Source organism: Streptomyces sp. NPDC097595 (assembly GCF_044761525.1).
Classification (GTDB): Bacteria; Actinomycetota; Actinomycetes; order Streptomycetales; family Streptomycetaceae; genus Streptomyces; species Streptomyces drozdowiczii_A.
Genome location: NZ_JBIWCN010000020.1, coordinates 12,608 through 29,434, shown reverse-complemented (window position 1 = coordinate 29,434; position 16,827 = coordinate 12,608). Strand labels below are relative to the sequence as shown.

Sequence of the window (16,827 nt, the reverse complement as noted above, 5' to 3'; positions counted from 1 at the left end):
GCGGCCGTCCTCGTACTCAGGACTGGGTCAGCGCCCAGATGCCCACGGCGAAGCAGACCAGCGCCACCAGCAGGACCGGGACCGCCACCTTCGGGGGCGGTCCCTGACGCGTTCGCGGGGCGGACGCCGGTGCCTGGTAGGGGGCCGCCCCTTGCTGGGGGGCCGTGTAGGGGTGGGTGGAGGGGAGATCGTGCGGACCGGGGGCCGGTGCGTGCACGGGGGCCACGTCGGGGGCGGTGTAGCCGACCGGGTTCGGGTAGCCGTACGGGGCCGCGGGTGCCGCGGTTTGCGGGGCGTGGGGCGCGGGAACGGCAGGCCCGGGGGGCGGGAGGTGGAAGCTGCCCGTCTCGGACATGGAAGCCGGTGCGGAGGGGTAGGGCTGCGTCTGCTGTCCGCCGGGCTGCGGCGTGAACTGCCCGTCCGTTCGGGGGTCGGTTGTCTGAGGACCCGGTGAGTGCGCTGCCGTCGCCCCGCCGGACCGCAGGGGGCCGTCGGGGCCGAAGCCCTCCGGCAGCGGGCCGATCTGGTCGAAGACCTCCACCGGCTCCTCGGCGTCCGAGGGCTCGGGAAGCATCTCGACGGCGGCGTTCAGGGCCTTGCGGGCGCCCGTGGCCGTACGGAAGCGGTCCTGCGGGTCCGGTTGCAGAAGCCCCGCGATGACCTGCCACAACGGCTCCGGGACGCCGTCCGGGGCACTGGGCGTGCCGTGCTCCGCGAAGTGCTCGATGAGGGCCTGCGAATCGGGCTTGGTGCCCTGGAGCAGATAGAGCGCGACCAGGCCGACCGCGAAGAGGTCCGCGGGGAAGTCCGGTTCGGCGCCCATCATCTGCTCGGGCGCGAAGTAACCGAGCGTCCCCACCACGTAGTTCGTCTCGGTGAGACGGGGCTCGCCCTTGCGCATGGAGATGCCGAAGTCGGACAGCCGCAGATGCGGCCGGCCGCGACCGGTGGCCTCCATAAGGATGTTGGCCGGTTTGATGTCCCGGTGCACCACGCCTTCCGCGTGCACCGTCGAGAGCCCGGCCAGCAGCTGGTCGAGCAGGGTGCAGACGAACCGAGGGGGCAACGGGCCGTAGTCGCCGATGACATGGGCCAGCGAGCCGCCGCTGACGAGGTCCATGGTGAAGAGCACCTGGTCGTCGTCGGCGGCCCAACTGGCCGGTGCGAGCACATGGGGGTGCTCGATGCGCAGCGCCTGTTCACGGACGAAGCGGAGCAACGTGTGCGCGTCGCTCTGCTGGAGCACCTTGGCCGCCACATAGCGGCGGCGCCGGTGGTCCCAGGCGCGCCAAACGGCACCGACCCCACCGCGTCCGATCGGATCGACCAGTTCGTACCGTCCGGCGAAGACCTCACCCATGGCGCTGCGCCCGCTCCCCGTTCATGTTCCGGCCCGTGTCCCCGTACCGCGCGGGACCTAGCTCTGGTGGCTCTCGTAGTGCGCCACCGCTTCCGCGGTGCGCCCCGCTCCGTACACCCGGAGGAACTCTGCCAGTTCCGGGTGCGTCGGGGCGAGGGAGTCCGCCGCATCGATGATGTCACCGGCGGCCGCGACCGAGCGCAGCAGCGACTGGATCTCCCGGACCACGCGGCGCACGGTGGGTGCCCCGCCGCTGGATGTGGTCTGGCCGGTGCCGGAGAGGACCGAGCCGCCCTGGGACTTCTTGATCTCCTCCATGCGGGCCGTGGCCTCGGCGGCGCTGACGCTGCCGTCGGCGACCTGGCCGGCCAGTTCCTGAAGGGCCTGGACGCGCTGGACGACCGCCGGGTTGCCGATCTTCGCGCGCTGACCGCTCATGAGCTGGGAGAGCATGGGAGCGGACAGTCCGAGTGCCGCGGCGAGGCGGGCCTGGTTGAGGCCGAGGTCGTCGATCAGCCGGCGGAACAGCGCTCCCAACGGCTCCCCGTACCAACTGCGCTGGAGGTCTCTGGCTCTGGCCGTCGCCTCTTGCTGCGCTGCATCCATTGCGTCTCCCCTTCGCATAGGCTTCGCTGCTGCGAACCTCGACCAGCATCTTACGGAGCGTGGTCGCGCACGGGGAGTCCCCATATTTTTGCAGGATCACGGGGATGAGCCGGTACTCTGTTCTGCGGCGGTGGCCGTAACACCGAAGTGTTCGGGCTGCGTGCTGTCGGGGCCTTAGCTCAGTTGGTAGAGCGCTGCCTTTGCAAGGCAGATGTCAGGAGTTCGAATCTCCTAGGCTCCACATCCCTGAGATCCCCCCTGAACTGCGGAAACGCGGATCAGGGGGGATCTTTGCATGGTTCCGCGCCGGAGTGCTCGGCAGTCGGACAGGTTCTCAGAGGTTCGGCGGAGGGCTGGTCTCCGGTACGCGAACGGGCGCCGGGAGACCTCGCGGCCCTCCGGCGCCCGTAGCTGGTGCGTGTGCTGTCGTGCGGGGTGCGCCGGTCAGGCGCGGTCGTCCAGGTTCGTGCCGCCCGTGGCGTCCGGGCCGTCCTCGCCGGCCGCCTCGGCGTCGGCCTGCTTGGCCTCGACCTCGGGGTCCAGGAGCGTCGAGGAGTGCGGGCTGCCGTCCACGGAGGACAGCGGGGCGCGGTCGTCGACCTCGGTGGGGGCGGGCGGCTCCACCAGCCACTCGGGGTTGGCCTGCTTGTCCCACCAGCGCCACACCGCGTAGCCGGCGCCCGCCAGGACGCCGGTGATGGCCAGGCCCTTGAAGGCCTTGCCCGCCCTGGCCCGCCGCTCGTGCTTACGGGCCAGCTTGCGGATCTGCTTCGCCGTGACCTGGCCGCGCAGGGCGGCCACCGCGGCGGCGCTGCGGGCGGCGGCTTCCTCCGCCACCGGCTGGGCGGCGGCCCGGGCGTTCTCGATGCGGGGGACGGTGTAGTCCGCGGCGCTGCGGGCGGCCTGACGGGTGCGGAGCGCGGCGCGCCGGCCGACCTCGTCGACCTTGGGGGGTACGTGTGTGCGGGCGAGCTCGATACGCGGGGCGACGTGCGCGCCGTACTGCACACGGGCCTGCTTCGCTGCCTTCGACACCTTCGGTGCGAGCAGCGTGCGGGCCTCGTGCGCATAGTGAACGGCCTGGTCCTTGGCCGAGTCGGCGTAGGGCGCCACCACTTCCGCGGCGTGCTGCACGCTGTCCCTCGCCGAGTCGGTTGCGGCACGCACGCTGTCGATGCGGGTCACGGGATCCTCCTCCTTGGTGGCGGGTAGGTACTCCGCCTTTCCACCCAATTCGAGATCATGCCTGCGTGGGCCCTGTGCGGCATGCGGGGCGGGCATCCGGGTCATTCAATACCTTCCGACGACCATGCCACGGTTCGTCAGGTATCGCCCCGGTTCGTCACGCACTTGGCCGCATCGGTCGTGCCGCGGCGGCGTGGAGGCGCCCCGTGCAAGGATCGGAGCGTCGGACCGGCCCGGTCAGCGGGGCGGGCCGGCGCGCGGCGCAGTCGCGCAGAGCACATGTGCAGACTCACGGAAGGCAGATCGTGGCCGAGCAGCTTTACGCCACCTTGAAGACCAACAAGGGCGACATCGAGATCCGGCTCCTGCCGAACCACGCTCCCAAGACGGTGAAGAACTTCGTGGAGCTCGCCGAGGGGGAGCGCCAGTGGACCCACCCGGGGACCGGGAAGGTGTCCACGGACAGGCTGTACGACGGCACCGTCTTCCACCGCGTGATCAGCGGTTTCATGATCCAGGGCGGTGACCCGCTGGGGAACGGCACCGGCGGTCCGGGATACGAGTTCAAGGACGAGTTCCACCCCGACCTCGCCTTCAACAAGCCCTATCTGCTGGCCATGGCCAACGCCGGCCCGGGCACCAACGGCTCGCAGTTCTTCATCACCGTCTCGCCGACGGCCTGGCTGACCGGCAAGCACACGATCTTCGGTGAGGTGGAGGACGCGAAGAGCCGGGAGGTGGTGGACGCCATCGTGGCGACCCCGACCAACGCGCGTACCGACCGGCCGGTGCAGGACGTCGTCATCGAAGCGGTCGCGATCGAGAAGCGCTGATCGCCCTCCGTTTCCGTCCGCTCACTCTCCGATTTCCCGTTCGGGAACCAACCGCCCCGCCCGTCCGTATCTCATGGCAGAACGGATGCGCGGGGCGGTGTCGTGCGCACCCGTGCGATGACGAGGACCGAGGGGACCGGGAAGCCATGGGACCGATGGACCAGCAGCCGCCGGGCGCGTCCGGACCGCCCCCGCCCGTCGAGGGGCCGGCCCACTGCTACCGCCACCCGAACCGGGAGACGGCTGTCCGGTGCGTCCGCTGCGACCGGCCCATCTGCCCGGACTGCATGGTCGACGCGTCGGTCGGCTTCCAGTGCCCGGACTGCGTCCGCCAGGGGTCCGGTACGGGGGGTGGCGCGTCCGCCGCCCGTCCGCGCACCCTGGCCGGGGGCGTCGTCGCGGCGGACCCCCGGCTGATCACCAAGATCCTGCTGGGGATCAATCTCGCGGTGTTCGTCGCGGTGCTGGCCGACGACGCGCTGCTCGACCGCTTGGTGCTGCTCGGCCGTGCCAACTTCTACTACGGCGGGCCGCCCGAGGGCATCGCGGAAGGCCAGTGGTACCGGCTGGTGACGTCGATGTTCCTGCACCAGGAGGTGTGGCACATCGCCTTCAACATGCTGGGCCTGTGGTGGCTGGGCGGACCGCTGGAAGCGGTGCTGGGCCGGGCCCGCTATCTGGCGCTCTATCTGCTCTCGGGGCTGGCGGGTGGTGCCCTGACGTACTGGCTGGCGGAGCCGAACCAGCCGTCGCTGGGTGCGTCGGGCGCCATCTTCGGACTGCTGGGCGCCACCGTCGTACTGATGCGCCGGCTGAACTACGACATGCGCCCGGTCTTCACGCTCCTCGCGATCAACCTGCTCCTCACCTTCAACCCCTGGGGCGGGATCGCCTGGCAGGCTCACGTCGGCGGGCTGATCGCCGGAGTGCTGATCGGGATCGGCATGGTGCACGCCCCGCGTGAGCGGCGTGATCTGGTGCAGTTCGGGACCTGTGCACTGGTGCTCGTGGCCGTCGTCCTGATCGTGGTGACGAGAACGGCCGCCCTCACTTAGAAGTGCCCGCACGGCAAGTGTGGACCATTTGTGACCGAAGTTGTCCACAGGGTTCCACAGCCTGATCCGGATCTTGTGCATATCGCGGGTACAACTGTGCCCCTTGTCCCTGAGCTGGGTTTTTCCAGTCGGGACAAGGGGCGTCCCGCCCCGGGGCGGGGGCGGCTGCAGTCACACCGGCGTCAACGGCCTGAGAGTTATCCACAGATCGTCTGACCTTTTCCCCCACCTGTGGATAACGCTGTGGGTAACTCAGGGCAGGGGTTGCGGAGCGGGGTCGGCGTGTGGTTCTACGCGGTCGCGCGGGCTACTTCCACTGCGTGGAGACACCGAAGCCGCCGGCGATGAAGCCGAAGCCGACGACGATGTTCCAGTTCCCCAGCGACTTCACCGGCAGGTCGCCGTCGGTCACATAGAAAACGACGATCCAGGCCAGCCCGATCAGGAAGAGCGCCAGCATCACGGGCGCCACCCAGCTGCGGCTGGTGAGCTTTATGTTGGTCGCCTGCTTCGCCGGGGGCGGCGTGAAGTCGGCTTTCTTGCGGATCCGTGACTTCGGCACGAGGAACTCTCCTGTCGATGCGCTGCGTGACCGCGCAGGGAACTGTGGCTGGCGCCGGGGCGGGGCGCGAGGGGGAATGTGGCCTCCCCCGGGCGTCCGTTAGCGTAGTCCTTCCGTGGCACCGAAGGAGATAAGGGTACGTTGAGCAATTCTGCCGACTCTCCCCCCGGGCCGGTCCGCCGCACCTTCCGGCACCCGGTCAGAGTGCTCACGGCTGCCGTTTTCGCCCTTGCCGGTCTTATCTTCGTGACCAGCGCGAATACGGCGAAGGGCACCAATATCCGCACCGACGCCTCCCTGCTGAAGCTCTCCGACCTCATCCAGCAGCGCAGCGAGAAGAACGCCGCCCTGGAGGAGTCCGCCGCTTCCGTACGCGGGGACATCGACAGCCTCGCCCAGCGCGACAACGGCAGCACCAAGGCGGAGGCTGCCAAGCTCAAGGCGCTGGAGCGGACCGCGGGCACCACCGAGCTGTCCGGCCCGGCCGTCTCCGTCACGCTCAACGACGCCCCGCCCAACGCCACCGCCAGCCCCGGCTACCCCGACCCTCAGCCCAACGACCTGGTCATCCACCAGCAGGACCTCCAGGCGGTCGTCAACGCCCTCTGGCAGGGCGGAGCCAAGGGCGTCAAGGTCATGGACCAGCGGCTGATCTCCACCAGCGCCGTGCGGTGCGTCGGGAACACCCTGATCCTCCAGGGCCGGGTCTACTCACCCCCGTACAAGATCACCGCGGTCGGCGACCCCGGTGCGCTGCGACGGGCGCTGGACGCCTCGCCCGCGATCCAGAACTACCTGCTGTACGTGCAGGCGTACGGGCTCGGCTGGAAGGTCGACGAGCGGGGGGCGGCGACCCTCCCCGGCTACTCGGGCACCGTGGACCTGCACTACGCGGAGCCGGTGAAGTAGCAGACGGCGACAGGCGCCGCACAGCTTTCCACAGGCATCCCACGCCGGGCCCCGGGCCCTTTAGTCTGGACCCGGTACCGAATGGAGGGTCTGGATGTACAGCTGGATCTGGCGGCATCTGCCGGGCAACGTGTGGGTGCGTGCGTTCATTTCGCTCGTGCTCGCCCTGGCGGTCGTCTATGTGCTGTTCCAGTACGTCTTCCCGTGGGCGGAGCCGCTGCTTCCGTTCGGCGATGTGACGGTCGACGGAGCGAGCGCACCGACGGGGGCCGGCCGATGAGCGCCCGCATCCTGGTCGTGGACAACTACGACAGCTTCGTCTTCAACCTCGTCCAGTACCTCTACCAGCTCGGTGCCGAGTGCGAGGTGCTGCGCAACGACGAGGTGACCACGGCCCACGCGCAGGACGGCTTCGACGGCGTCCTGCTCTCCCCCGGCCCCGGCACCCCGGAGCACGCGGGCGTCTGCGTCGACATGGTGCGGCACTGCGCGGCGACCGGCGTCCCGGTCTTCGGGGTCTGCCTGGGCATGCAGTCCATGGCCGTGGCGTACGGCGGCGTCGTCGGCCGCGCCCCCGAGCTGCTGCACGGCAAGACCTCGCCGGTGCTCCACGAGGGCGCGGGCGTGTTCGCCGGCCTGCCCTCGCCGTTCACCGCGACCCGCTACCACTCGCTCGCCGCCGAGCCGGACACCGTGCCCGACGAGCTGGAGGTCACCGCGCGGACCGCCGACGGCATCATCATGGGCATTCGCCACCGCGAGCTGGCCGTCGAGGGCGTGCAGTTCCACCCGGAGTCGGTGCTCACCGAGCACGGCCACCTGATGCTGGCCAACTGGCTGGTGCGCTGCGGGGACACCGGAGCCGTCGAGAGGTCGGCGGGGCTCGCTCCGGTGGTGGGCAAGGCCGTCGCGTGACCCCACCCCGCCACAGAGCCGGGGCAGGGCAGGACGAGCCGCACGATCCGCGGGCGTACGAGGACCCGGGCGCGTTCGAGGCGGCGGTCCACCGGCTGGCGGACCCGTTGAACGACCCGCTGCCGGGCCCGGAGCCCGTGGCCCCGGAGCCCCTGACCCCGGAGCCCGTGGCCCCGCAGCAGCAGGCGCCGTACGAGCCACAGGAGCCCCAGCAGGCCCCGCAGGAGTGGTACGACCCCGACGGGTACCAACGCGACTGGTACGGCCACCAGGAGCCCGTACAGCAGCCCCTGACGGCATCGCCGCCCGCGCCCGACCCGTACGTCCCGATCGACCCGGGCCCCGCGGCCGCTCCGCAGCCCCCTGCCGACGAGGCCGTGGAGCCGGCCACCGAGGTCCTCGGGCGAATAGACGCGGGCGACCCGGTCGTGCCCGCGCCCCGCCCGGAGCCGGAGACGCCCACCGAGGCCGACGAGCCCGGAGGCGTACCCGAGGCGGTCACGCCCACGCCCACGCCACCGCCACCGCCCACCGGCGGCCGTGCCGAGCGCAGGCGCGCCGCGAAGGGTCGTGGCAGGCGGCGTGCCGCGCCGCCGCGCCCGGCCGGCACCGCGGCCGACGGGGCCCCTGCGAAGCCCATGACCCGCATGGAGGCGCGCCGCGCGGCCAAGGCCGCCAAGGACAGCCCCGCGATCGTCATCAGCCGGGGCATCGGCGAAATCTTCATCACGCTGGGCGTCCTGATGCTGCTGTTCGTCACCTACCAGCTCTGGTGGACGAATGTGCGTGCCGATCAGATCGCCGGCCGGGAGACCCACAAGATCCAGGACGACTGGGCCAAGAACGAGAACACCCCTGAGAAGCAGGAGGCGTTCGAGCCGGGGCAGGGCTTCGCCATCATCCACATCCCCAAGCTGGACGTCGTCACGCCGATCGCCGAGGGCACCAGCAAGGAGAAGGTCCTCGACCGGGGCATGGTCGGCCACTACGGCGAGAAGCCGCTGAAGACGGCGATGCCCTCCGCCAAGGAGGGAAACTTCGCGCTGGCCGGTCACCGCAACACCCATGGCGAACCATTCCGCTACATCAACCGCCTGAAGCCCGGTGACCCGATCGTGGTCGAGACCCGGGAGGCGTACTACACGTACGAGATGACGAGCGTGCTGGCGCAGACCTCGCCCTCCAACGTCTCCGTGATCGCGCCGGTGCCGAAGCAGTCCGGGTTCACCAAGCCCGGCCGGTACATCACCTTGACGACGTGTACGCCGGAATTCACGAGTACGTACCGTTTGATCGTCTGGGGCAAGATGGTCGACGAACGGCCGCGCAGCGAGGGGAAGCCCGACGTGCTCGCGGACTGAACGGGCCCCACGCCATGACGACAGGGCGGTGCTATGACAGCGACGACCGAGGACCAGGAGCGGACCGACGAGTCCGCGCCACCCGCGCGGAAGGGCGGCCGCCATCCCCTCGCGACCGCGGTCAGTGTCTTCGGTGAACTGCTCATCACCGCAGGTCTGGTGCTCGGCCTCTTCGTCGTCTACTCGCTGTGGTGGACGAACGTGCTCGCCGACCGGGAGGCCACCAAGCAGGGTCACACCGTCCGCGACAAGTGGGCCGACGGTCCCGGCGCGCTGGACACCAAGGACGGCATCGGCTTCCTCCACGTCCCGTCGATGAAGAACGGCGAGGTGCTCGTCAAGAAGGGCACCGACACCGACATCCTCAACGACGGTGTCGCCGGCTACTACACCGATCCGGTGAAATCCGCGCTCCCCTCCGCCAAGGAGGGCAACTTCGCGCTGGCCGCCCACCGGGACGGGCACGGGGCGAAGTTCCACAACATCGACAAGGTGAAGACCGGGGACGCGATCGTCTTCGAGACGAAGGACACCTGGTACGTCTACAAGGTCTTCAGCGAGCTGCCGGAGACGTCCAAGTACAACGTCGACGTGCTGGGCGCCGTCCCCAAGGACGCGGGCGTGAAGAAGGCCGGCCGCTACATCACGCTCACGACCTGCACCCCGGTCTACACGTCCAAGTACCGCTACATCGTGTGGGGCGAGCTGGTCCGTACGGAGAAGGTCGACCGCGACCGCACGAAGCCGGCGGAGCTGCGCTGACGCCTGCGGGTTTACGGCAGAGGGCCCCGGTCACCGCGAAGGTGACCGGGGCCCTCTGTTGGTACAGGGTGCGGGGGTGTCCCCTACTGGCCGTTCGGCCCGGCGACGACGTTGCCTCCGCCCACCGTGGTGAGAGTGACCGTGGTGGTGGCCGGGTCGGACTGTGTGCCCGGCTGCGGGTCGGCGTTGGCGACAATGGCGTTGTCGTCGTCCGAGCTGCCCTCGGCGAACTGGATGTTCTTGAAGCCGGCCTGGGTCAGCATCTGCTTGGCCTCGGAGACCTTGTGCATGCGGATCTCGGGGATGGGGACTGTCGGAGGCTGCGTCGGGCCCTTGGAGACCTTGAGGATGATCGAGGTGGCCTTGCCGACCTTCTCATTGGCCACGGGGGTCTGCTCGACCACCGTGCCCGCGGGCTTGTCGGAGTCGACATCGCTGCGGCCGATGTTCTCGAAGCCGACCCCCTTGAGCTGGGCGACCGCTTCGTCGTACGAGCGGTCCGTCACCGGAGGCATCGTGAGCAGCTTCTCCGTGGCGACCTTGAGCGTGACCTCGGAGTTCTCCTCGGCCTTCGAGCCACCCTTGGGAGACTGCTCCAGGACGGTGTCGGGATCGGCCTGGTCGGACTCGACCGAGGTGACGTTGACGGTGAAGCCCTGCTTCTCAAGGATCTCGCGGGCGTTGTCCTCGGACTTCTCGGTGACGTCCGGCACCTCGACCTTCGGCGGGCCGCTGGAGACGAAGACCGTGAGGGTCTCCTGCTCCTTCATCTTCCCGTCCTCCGGCGTCTGGCGGCAGATCTTGCCCTTGGGCTGCTCCTTGCACTCTTCCTTCGGGCCGACCTTGAGGACGATGTTGGTGTTGTCGGCCAGCTTCTGGGCGTCCTTCACCGTGGTGCCGACCACGTTGGGCACGTCGAACGCACCGTCGTCGCCACCGTCGCCGGGGAAGACCGCCTTGCCGATGAGGATCGCGCCGATCAGCACCAGGATGCCCGCGACGACCAGGAGGATCGTCGAGGTGTGGTTCTTCTTCTGCCGGCGGCGGTCGGGGCGGTCGTCGTAGCCGTAGCCGCCGTCGTCCGGGTTGACCGGCGGCAGCATCGACGTGCGCTCGCCGTTCTGGTCGGCGGGACGCAGGGCGGTGGTGGGCTGGTCGTTGTCGTACCCGCCGGGGTAGCCGCCGCCGTAGCCCGCCGCACCCATCGCGGCCGTCGCGGCGACCGGCTGGCCGTCGAGGCACGCCTCGATGTCGGCGCGCATCTCGTCGGCGGACTGGTAGCGGTAGTCGGGGTCCTTGGTGAGCGCCTTCAGCACGATCGCGTCCATCGCGGGCGTGATCTCGGAGTCGAAGTTGCTCGGCGGCTGCGGCTCTTCCCGTACGTGCTGGTACGCGACCGCCACCGGGGAGTCCCCCACGAACGGCGGCCGGACGGTCAGCAGCTCGTAGAGCAGGCAGCCGGTCGAGTAGAGGTCGGACCGCGCGTCGACCTGCTCGCCCTTGGCCTGCTCCGGGGAGAGGTACTGGGCGGTGCCGATGACGGCCGCGGTCTGGGTCATCGTCATACCGGAGTCGCCCATGGCGCGGGCGATGCCGAAGTCCATGACCTTGACCTGGCCGGTCCGGGTCAGCATGACGTTGGCCGGCTTGATGTCCCGGTGGACGATGCCCGCGCGGTGCGAGTACTCCAGCGCCTGGAGGATGCCCACCGTCATTTCGAGCGTCCGCTCGGGCAGCAGTCTGCGCCCGGAGTGCAGCAGCTCGCGGAGCGTCGAGCCGTCGACGTACTCCATGACGATGTACGGGATGGAGACCCCGTCGACGTAGTCCTCGCCGGTGTCGTACACCGCGACGATCGCCGGATGGTTGAGCGAGGCGGCGGACTGGGCCTCACGGCGGAACCGGGCCTGGAAGGACGGGTCGCGGGCGAGGTCCGCCCGGAGCGTCTTCACGGCGACGGTGCGGCCGAGCCGGGTGTCGTGGGCGAGGTAGACCTCGGCCATGCCACCACGGCCGAGCACCGAGCCCAGCTCGTACCGGCCGCCTAGGCGACGCGGCTCTTCCATAACTGTTCCAGCCCTCTCCGTCAGTCCTGACCGCACCGGTGCGCGGTCCGGCGGTGTGCTGTTCGCGCATACGCTACCGGCCGCGCATCAGCTGATCGGCCGGGAGGCGATACCTGATATCCGACCGGTATCCACAGAGGCGCTTTCGCGGCCGGGTGTGAGCGGTCTCACTTCTCGCTGTCGATGACCGCCTTCATGACCGCCTTCGCGATCGGGGCGGCCAGGCCACCACCGGAGATCTCGGCGCGGCCGGCGTCGCTGTCCTCCACGACGACGGCCACGGCCACCGGGGAACCGCTGTCGGTCTCCGCGTACGAGATGAACCAGGCGTAGGGGTTCCCCTTGTTGTTCAAACCGTTCTGGGCCGTACCGGTCTTGCCGCCGACCGTGACGCCCGGGATCTGGGCGTTCGTGCCGGTGCCCTCCTTGACGACGGTCTTCATCATCTCCTGGAGCTTCTGGGCGTTCTCCGCCGAGAGGGGCCGGCTGAGCTCTTCCTTCTCGTGCGTGTAGATCACGTCCAGGTTGGGCGCCTTACGCTCGGCGACCATGTACGGCTGCATCAGCTTGCCGTCGTTGGCGACGGCGGAGGCGACCATCGCCATCTGGAGCGGGGTGGCGCGGTTGGACGCCTGGCCGATGCCCGCCATGGCGTTCTGCGGCCGGTTGTCCTCGGGGTACACGCTGGCGTCCGCGCGGACCGGGGTGAAGATCTCCTTGTTGAAGCCGAACTTGTTGGCCTCGTCGATCATCTTCTGGTTGCCCAGGTCATCGCTGATCTTGCCGAAGACGGTGTTGCAGGAGTAGCGCAGCGCCTTGCGGAGCGAGGCGTTCTCGCACGGGATGTTGCCCTCGTTGGGCAGGTCCTGGCTCGTCTGCGGCAGGCGCCAGGGCAGCGGTGACTTCGTGTCCTCGTCGATGTCGTCGTAGAGCCCGTTCTCCAGGGCGGCGGCGGCGGTGACGACCTTGAACGTGGAGCCCGGCGGGTAGGTCTCGCGCAGCGCCCGGTTGAGCATGGGCTTGTTCTTGTCGTCCTTCAGGGACTGCCAGGCCTTGCCGTCCGCGTCGGTGGTGCCCGCAAAGGTCGAGGGGTCGTACGAGGGGGTGCTGGCGAGCGCCAGGATCGCGCCGGTCCCCGGGTCCAGGGCGACGACGGCGCCCTTCTTCTTGCCGAGGCCTTCGAAGGCGGCCTTCTGGGCTGCGCCGTTGAGCGTGGTGACGACGTTGCCGCCCTGCTCCTCGTCGCCGGTGAACATCGACATGGTGCGGTTGAAGAAGAGCTGGTCGTCGTTGCCCGTCAGGATGCCGTCCTCGATGCTCTCCAGCTGGGTGGCGCCGAACGCCTGCGAGGAGTAGCCGGTGACGGGGGCCCACATGGGGCCGTCCTTCCAGACCCGCTTGTACTTGAAGTCGCCGCTCTTGGTCTCGGTTGACCCGGTGATCGACTTGCCGTCCACGATGATGTTGCCGCGCTCGTGGGCGTACCGCTCGATGCGCACGCGGCGGTTCTCGTCGCGGGTGTTGAGGTCGTCGGCCTTCACGTACTGCAGATAGTTGGTCCGCGCGAGCAGGGCGAAGATCAGGACGCCGCAGAAGATCGCGATCCGGCGCAGTGGCTTGTTCACGGGCGGACCACCTGGGTCATCTCGGCGTCGGTCGAGGGTGCGGGGGCGGGGGCGGGGCGACGGGCGGTGTCGCTGATACGGATGAGGATGCCGATCAGAGCCCAGTTCGCGATCACGGACGAACCGCCGGCCGCGAGGAACGGCATCGTCATACCGGTGAGCGGGATCAGGCCCATGACGCCGCCGGCGACGACGAAGACCTGGATCGCGAAGGCGCCGGAGAGGCCGATTGCGAGGAGCTTGCCGAACGGGTCGCGGGCGGCGAGTGCTGTGCGCACACCGCGTTCGACGATGAGGCCGTAGAGGAGCAGGACGGCCATCATTCCGGCCAGGCCGAGCTCTTCACCGACGGTCGAGAGGATGAAGTCGGCGTTGGCGGCGAAGCCGATCAGGTCGGAGTGGCCCTGGCCCCAGCCGGTGCCGATCGTGCCACCCGAGCCGAACGACATGATGGCGTTGCCGATCTGCTCGCAGGCGTTGTTCGTCTGAAAGCACTTGAACGGGTCCTGCCAGGCGGTCACACGGGCCTCGACGTGCGGTTCGAAGGTCGCTACGCCGACGGCTCCGGCCGCCGACATCAGGAGGCCGAAGACGATCCAGCTGGTCCGCTCGGTGGCGACGTACAGCATGATCACGAAGAGGCCGAAGAACAGCAGCGACGTACCGAGGTCGGTCTCGAAGACCAGAATCAGGATGGAGAGCGCCCAGATGACCAGGATGGGACCCAGGTCGCGTCCGCGCGGCAGGTACAGCCCCATGAAGCGGCGGCTGGCGAGTGCCAGCGCGTCGCGTTTGACCATGAGGTACCCGGCGAAGAAGACTGCGATGATGATCTTCGCGAACTCCCCGGGCTGGATGGAGAAACCGGCGATGTTGATCCAGATCCTTGCGCCGAACTTGGCCGGAAAGAACATCGGAAGGATCAGCAGGAACAGCGCAACAGCCATCGAGATGTACGTGTAGCGCTGCAGGATGCGGTGGTCCTTCAGCAGCAGCAGCACGCCGACGAACAGCGCCACACCGACCGCCGAGTACATCAGCTGCCGGGGGGCGGACGGGGTGAACGCCCCGAAGGCGCTCTTGGCATCCCTGATCAGCTTCGGCGACTGGTCCAGCCGCCAGATCAGCACCAGACCCAGCCCGTTGAGCAGCGTGGCGAGCGGCAGCAGCAGCGGGTCCGCGTACCGGGCGAACTTCCGCACCACGAGATGGGCGACCCCGCCGAGCAGGATGAGCCCCGCTCCGTAGCCGAACATGCCGGACGGCAGCTTGCCGTCCAGGGCCAGGCCCACGTTGGCGTAGGCGAACACCGAGATGGCGATGGCGAAGACCATCAACATCAGTTCGGTGTTGCGCCTGCTCGGTGCGTCGATCGCGCCGATCGTGGTCGTGTTGGTGACAACGCTCATGGTGCTGAAGGCCCCCTACGGCTCTACTTCTTACCGCACTGCGGGACCAGCTTCTTCTCTTCCTCCGAGAGGCTGGGCCCAGGAGTGGGAGTCGTGGAAGTCTGCTCGGACTTGGTGTCGCCACCGGATGTCTTGGCGGACTTGGACGCCTTGGTGGCGTCGGTGTCCGTGCCCTGCGCCTGACCCTCGTCGCCGTGCGCCTTCTCGGCTGCGCGGCGCTGCTCGTCCTTCTTGCAGGCGGACGCCTGGACGGAGAGCTCGCTGATCTTCTCGCGGGCGTCGGCGAGGCTGCCCTCGGCGATCGTCGCCTCGACCTTGTTGCGCTGGTAGGCGGGGAGGTACTTGAGTTCGATCTCGGGATGGTCCGTCTCGACCTTCGAGAGCGAGAGCCAGCCCAGGTCCTGGCTGATGCCCCGGTACAGCGCGACGTTGTCGTTCTTCGCGCCGACGTAGAACTGGGTCTGGGTCCAGCGGTAGCCGCCGTAGAGCCCGCCGCCGACGACGGCCAGCGCGAGCACCACGTACAGGGACCGCTTGAGCCACCTGCGGCCGCCGCCCTTGACGAAGTCGTCGTCGGAGTACGACCCGAAGGACCCCTCGGGCATCCCGTCGTAGCCGGAGTCCTCGCCGCTGCCGGGCGGGCCGAAGCTGCCGGAGGGCGGCGGTACGGGACGGCCGAGACCGGCCGCACGGCCGGCGGGCGTCTGCATCGCGCCGCCGTCGTTCAGCTGGGCCGCCTGGTTCTCGGCGACGGCGCCGACGACGACCGGGGTGTCATTGAGCTGCCCGGCCAGGGTGTCGTTGCTGTCGACGTCGAAGACATCGGCGACGATGCACGTGATGTTGTCCGGTCCGCCGCCGCGCAGGGCGAGCTGGATCAGGTCCTGGATGGTCTCCTGCGGGCCCTGGTAGCTGGCGAGCGTCTCCTCCATCGTCTGGTGGGAGACGACGCCGGAGAGCCCGTCGGAGCAGATCAGATAGCGGTCGCCGGCCCGGACCTCACGGATGGAGAGGTCGGGTTCGACGTGGTCGCCACTGCCCAGCGCGCGCATCAGCAGGGAGCGCTGCGGGTGGGTGGTGGCCTCCTCCTCGGTGATCCGGCCCTCGTCCACCAGCCGCTGGACCCAGGTGTGGTCCTGCGTGATCTGGGTGAGCACGCCGTCGCGCAGCAGGTACGCGCGCGAGTCGCCGACGTGGACCAGGCCGAGGCGCTGACCGGTCCAGAGCAGGGCGGTGAGCGTGGTGCCCATGCCCTCCAGCTGCGGGTCCTCCTCGACCATCATCCGCAGCTGGTCGTTGGCCCGCTGGACCGCCGTACCGAGCGAGGTGAGGATGTCGGAGCCCGGGACGTCGTCATCGAGTTGGACGAGGGTGGAGATCACCTCGGAACTGGCGACCTCACCGGCCGCCTGGCCGCCCATGCCGTCGGCGATCGCGAGAAGGCGGGGTCCGGCGTAACCGGAGTCCTCGTTCCCCTCCCGGATCATGCCCTTGTGCGACCCGGCGGCGAAGCGCAGGGACAGACTCATGCGCACCTCACCCGTCGGTTCGGGGTACAGCCGGTCTCGAGCCACACTGCCCACCCTCCGGTCGGGAGCCAGGCCGGGTCCGATGCCCGGACCCCCGCGGCTCGCTCGCTCCGCTCGCTCATTGTCGTACTACTTCCGCAGCTCGATGACGGTCTTGCCGATCCGGATCGGCGCACCGAGCGGAACGGGCGTCGGGGTGGTGAGGCGGGTCCGGTCCAGGTACGTGCCGTTGGTGGACCCGAGATCCTCGACGATCCACTGGCCGTCACGGTCGGGGTAGATCCTGGCATGCCTGCTGGACGCGTAGTCGTCGTCCAGCACGATCGTTGAATCATGGGCGCGGCCGAGCGTGATGGTCTGTCCCTGGAGCGCCACCGTGGTGCCGGTGAGCGTGCCCTCGGAGACGACCAGCTTGGTCGGCGCACCCCGGCGCTGGCGGCCGGGCTGCTGGCGCTGCTGCGGCGGTGCCGCGTTGTTCTGGCGCGCCTGTGGCGGACGTGCGTCGGACGCGGTGCGGCGTGAGCCGCGCTGCGTGACGCGCGTTCCGAACAGGTCGCTGCGAATGACCTGGACGGCCACGATCACGAATAGCCACAGAACAGCCAGGAAACCTAGCCGCATGACCGTCAGGGTCAGCTCTGACATTGCCC

16 protein-coding genes and 1 tRNA gene are annotated in these 16,827 nt (G+C 69.2%); 8 read left to right on the top strand and 9 right to left on the bottom strand.

Translation table 11 applies throughout. The features are described from left to right. Positions 1-16 precede the first annotated feature (16 nt). Both ACIQZN_RS27220 and ACIQZN_RS27215 read right to left on the bottom strand, forming a co-directional pair. Positions 17-1,360: a serine/threonine protein kinase gene (locus ACIQZN_RS27220; protein ID WP_403999051.1), complete on the bottom strand. Its 1,344-nt coding sequence runs from the start codon at positions 1,358-1,360 to the stop codon at positions 17-19. Positions 1,361-1,417: 57 nt separating this feature from the next. After that, positions 1,418-1,966 carry a helix-turn-helix transcriptional regulator gene (locus ACIQZN_RS27215; protein WP_143622091.1) on the bottom strand — a complete coding sequence of 183 codons (549 nt, stop codon included), beginning with the start codon at positions 1,964-1,966 and terminating at the stop codon, positions 1,418-1,420. 168 nt (positions 1,967-2,134) lie between these two features. Here ACIQZN_RS27215 and ACIQZN_RS27210 point away from each other — a divergent pair. Continuing rightward, positions 2,135-2,207, top strand: a tRNA-Ala gene (locus ACIQZN_RS27210). A 203-nt stretch (positions 2,208-2,410) separates the two neighbouring features. Here ACIQZN_RS27210 and ACIQZN_RS27205 read toward each other — a convergent pair. Beyond that, positions 2,411-3,151, bottom strand: a complete 741-nt coding sequence (locus ACIQZN_RS27205; protein ID WP_403999048.1) for a DUF5324 family protein — start codon at positions 3,149-3,151, stop codon at positions 2,411-2,413. 305 nt (positions 3,152-3,456) lie between these two features. On the opposite strand from ACIQZN_RS27205, the gene ACIQZN_RS27200 reads away from it, so the two are divergent. Beyond that, entirely contained in the window at positions 3,457-3,984 is a 528-nt protein-coding gene (locus ACIQZN_RS27200; protein WP_403999045.1) for a peptidylprolyl isomerase, read from the top strand. 155 nt (positions 3,985-4,139) lie between these two features. Beyond that, the gene (locus tag ACIQZN_RS27195; protein WP_403999366.1) at positions 4,140-5,039 is read left to right on the top strand and encodes a rhomboid family intramembrane serine protease; all 900 of its coding nucleotides are present in this window, start codon (positions 4,140-4,142) and stop codon (positions 5,037-5,039) included. Positions 5,040-5,346: 307 nt separating this feature from the next. On the opposite strand, the gene crgA is transcribed toward ACIQZN_RS27195, so the two are convergent. Next, complete coding sequence (crgA, locus tag ACIQZN_RS27190; protein WP_018101913.1) at positions 5,347-5,601, bottom strand: cell division protein CrgA; 255 nt, start codon at positions 5,599-5,601, stop codon at positions 5,347-5,349. Positions 5,602-5,742: 141 nt separating this feature from the next. Here crgA and ACIQZN_RS27185 point away from each other — a divergent pair, with 141 nt between their 5' ends. The 5 genes from ACIQZN_RS27185 to ACIQZN_RS27165 all read left to right on the top strand — a co-directional run bounded on the left by ACIQZN_RS27185 (position 5,743) and on the right by ACIQZN_RS27165 (position 9,548). Continuing rightward, positions 5,743-6,510 carry a DUF881 domain-containing protein gene (locus ACIQZN_RS27185; RefSeq protein ID WP_403999042.1) on the top strand — a complete coding sequence of 256 codons (768 nt, stop codon included), beginning with the start codon at positions 5,743-5,745 and terminating at the stop codon, positions 6,508-6,510. A 94-nt stretch (positions 6,511-6,604) separates the two neighbouring features. Next, the gene (locus ACIQZN_RS27180; protein WP_403999039.1) at positions 6,605-6,790 is read left to right on the top strand and encodes a hypothetical protein; all 186 of its coding nucleotides are present in this window, start codon (positions 6,605-6,607) and stop codon (positions 6,788-6,790) included. Then, positions 6,787-7,425, top strand: coding sequence for an aminodeoxychorismate/anthranilate synthase component II (locus tag ACIQZN_RS27175; RefSeq protein WP_403999036.1), 639 nt, complete (start codon positions 6,787-6,789; stop codon positions 7,423-7,425). Before ACIQZN_RS27180 ends, ACIQZN_RS27175 begins: the two co-directional genes overlap by 4 nt. After that, positions 7,422-8,786, top strand: coding sequence for a class E sortase (locus tag ACIQZN_RS27170; protein WP_403999033.1), 1,365 nt, complete (start codon positions 7,422-7,424; stop codon positions 8,784-8,786). The genes ACIQZN_RS27175 and ACIQZN_RS27170 overlap by 4 nt, the downstream gene beginning before the upstream one ends. A gap of 33 nt (positions 8,787-8,819) precedes the next feature. Further along, positions 8,820-9,548, top strand: a complete 729-nt coding sequence (locus ACIQZN_RS27165; RefSeq protein WP_403999030.1) for a class E sortase — start codon at positions 8,820-8,822, stop codon at positions 9,546-9,548. A gap of 83 nt (positions 9,549-9,631) precedes the next feature. On the opposite strand, the gene pknB is transcribed toward ACIQZN_RS27165, so the two are convergent. The 5 genes from pknB to ACIQZN_RS27140 all read right to left on the bottom strand — a co-directional run bounded on the left by pknB (position 9,632) and on the right by ACIQZN_RS27140 (position 16,822). Next, complete coding sequence (pknB, locus tag ACIQZN_RS27160; protein ID WP_403999027.1) at positions 9,632-11,614, bottom strand: Stk1 family PASTA domain-containing Ser/Thr kinase; 1,983 nt, start codon at positions 11,612-11,614, stop codon at positions 9,632-9,634. 167 nt (positions 11,615-11,781) lie between these two features. Then, a complete protein-coding gene (locus ACIQZN_RS27155; RefSeq protein WP_403999024.1) occupies positions 11,782-13,239 on the bottom strand; it encodes a peptidoglycan D,D-transpeptidase FtsI family protein in 1,458 nt (485 codons plus the stop codon). Next, positions 13,236-14,648: an FtsW/RodA/SpoVE family cell cycle protein gene (locus ACIQZN_RS27150; protein ID WP_403999021.1), complete on the bottom strand. Its 1,413-nt coding sequence runs from the start codon at positions 14,646-14,648 to the stop codon at positions 13,236-13,238. Before ACIQZN_RS27150 ends, ACIQZN_RS27155 begins: the two co-directional genes overlap by 4 nt. Positions 14,649-14,671: 23 nt before the next feature. After that, the gene (locus ACIQZN_RS27145) at positions 14,672-16,177 is read right to left on the bottom strand and encodes a Stp1/IreP family PP2C-type Ser/Thr phosphatase (protein WP_403999018.1); all 1,506 of its coding nucleotides are present in this window, start codon (positions 16,175-16,177) and stop codon (positions 14,672-14,674) included. Positions 16,178-16,306: 129 nt separating this feature from the next. Further along, on the bottom strand, positions 16,307-16,822 hold the full coding sequence (locus ACIQZN_RS27140; protein ID WP_018522117.1) for an FHA domain-containing protein: 516 nt from the start codon (positions 16,820-16,822) through the stop codon (positions 16,307-16,309). Positions 16,823-16,827 lie beyond the last annotated feature (5 nt).

Excerpts from the sequence above, each read along its gene's own strand:
- ACIQZN_RS27220 (WP_403999051.1), bottom strand. The coding sequence starts at position 1,360 with ATGGGTGAGGTCTTCGCCGGACGGTACGAACTGGTCGATCCGATCGGA.
- ACIQZN_RS27215 (WP_143622091.1), bottom strand. The coding sequence starts at position 1,966 with ATGGATGCAGCGCAGCAAGAGGCGACGGCCAGAGCCAGAGACCTCCAG.
- ACIQZN_RS27195 (WP_403999366.1), top strand. The coding sequence starts at position 4,140 with ATGGACCAGCAGCCGCCGGGCGCGTCCGGACCGCCCCCGCCCGTCGAG.
- ACIQZN_RS27180 (WP_403999039.1), top strand. The coding sequence starts at position 6,605 with ATGTACAGCTGGATCTGGCGGCATCTGCCGGGCAACGTGTGGGTGCGT.
- ACIQZN_RS27175 (WP_403999036.1), top strand. The coding sequence starts at position 6,787 with ATGAGCGCCCGCATCCTGGTCGTGGACAACTACGACAGCTTCGTCTTC.
- ACIQZN_RS27165 (WP_403999030.1), top strand. The coding sequence starts at position 8,820 with ATGACAGCGACGACCGAGGACCAGGAGCGGACCGACGAGTCCGCGCCA.
- pknB (WP_403999027.1), bottom strand. The coding sequence starts at position 11,614 with ATGGAAGAGCCGCGTCGCCTAGGCGGCCGGTACGAGCTGGGCTCGGTG.
- ACIQZN_RS27150 (WP_403999021.1), bottom strand. The coding sequence starts at position 14,648 with ATGAGCGTTGTCACCAACACGACCACGATCGGCGCGATCGACGCACCG.
- ACIQZN_RS27145 (WP_403999018.1), bottom strand. The coding sequence starts at position 16,177 with ATGAGTCTGTCCCTGCGCTTCGCCGCCGGGTCGCACAAGGGCATGATC.
- ACIQZN_RS27140 (WP_018522117.1), bottom strand. The coding sequence starts at position 16,822 with ATGTCAGAGCTGACCCTGACGGTCATGCGGCTAGGTTTCCTGGCTGTT.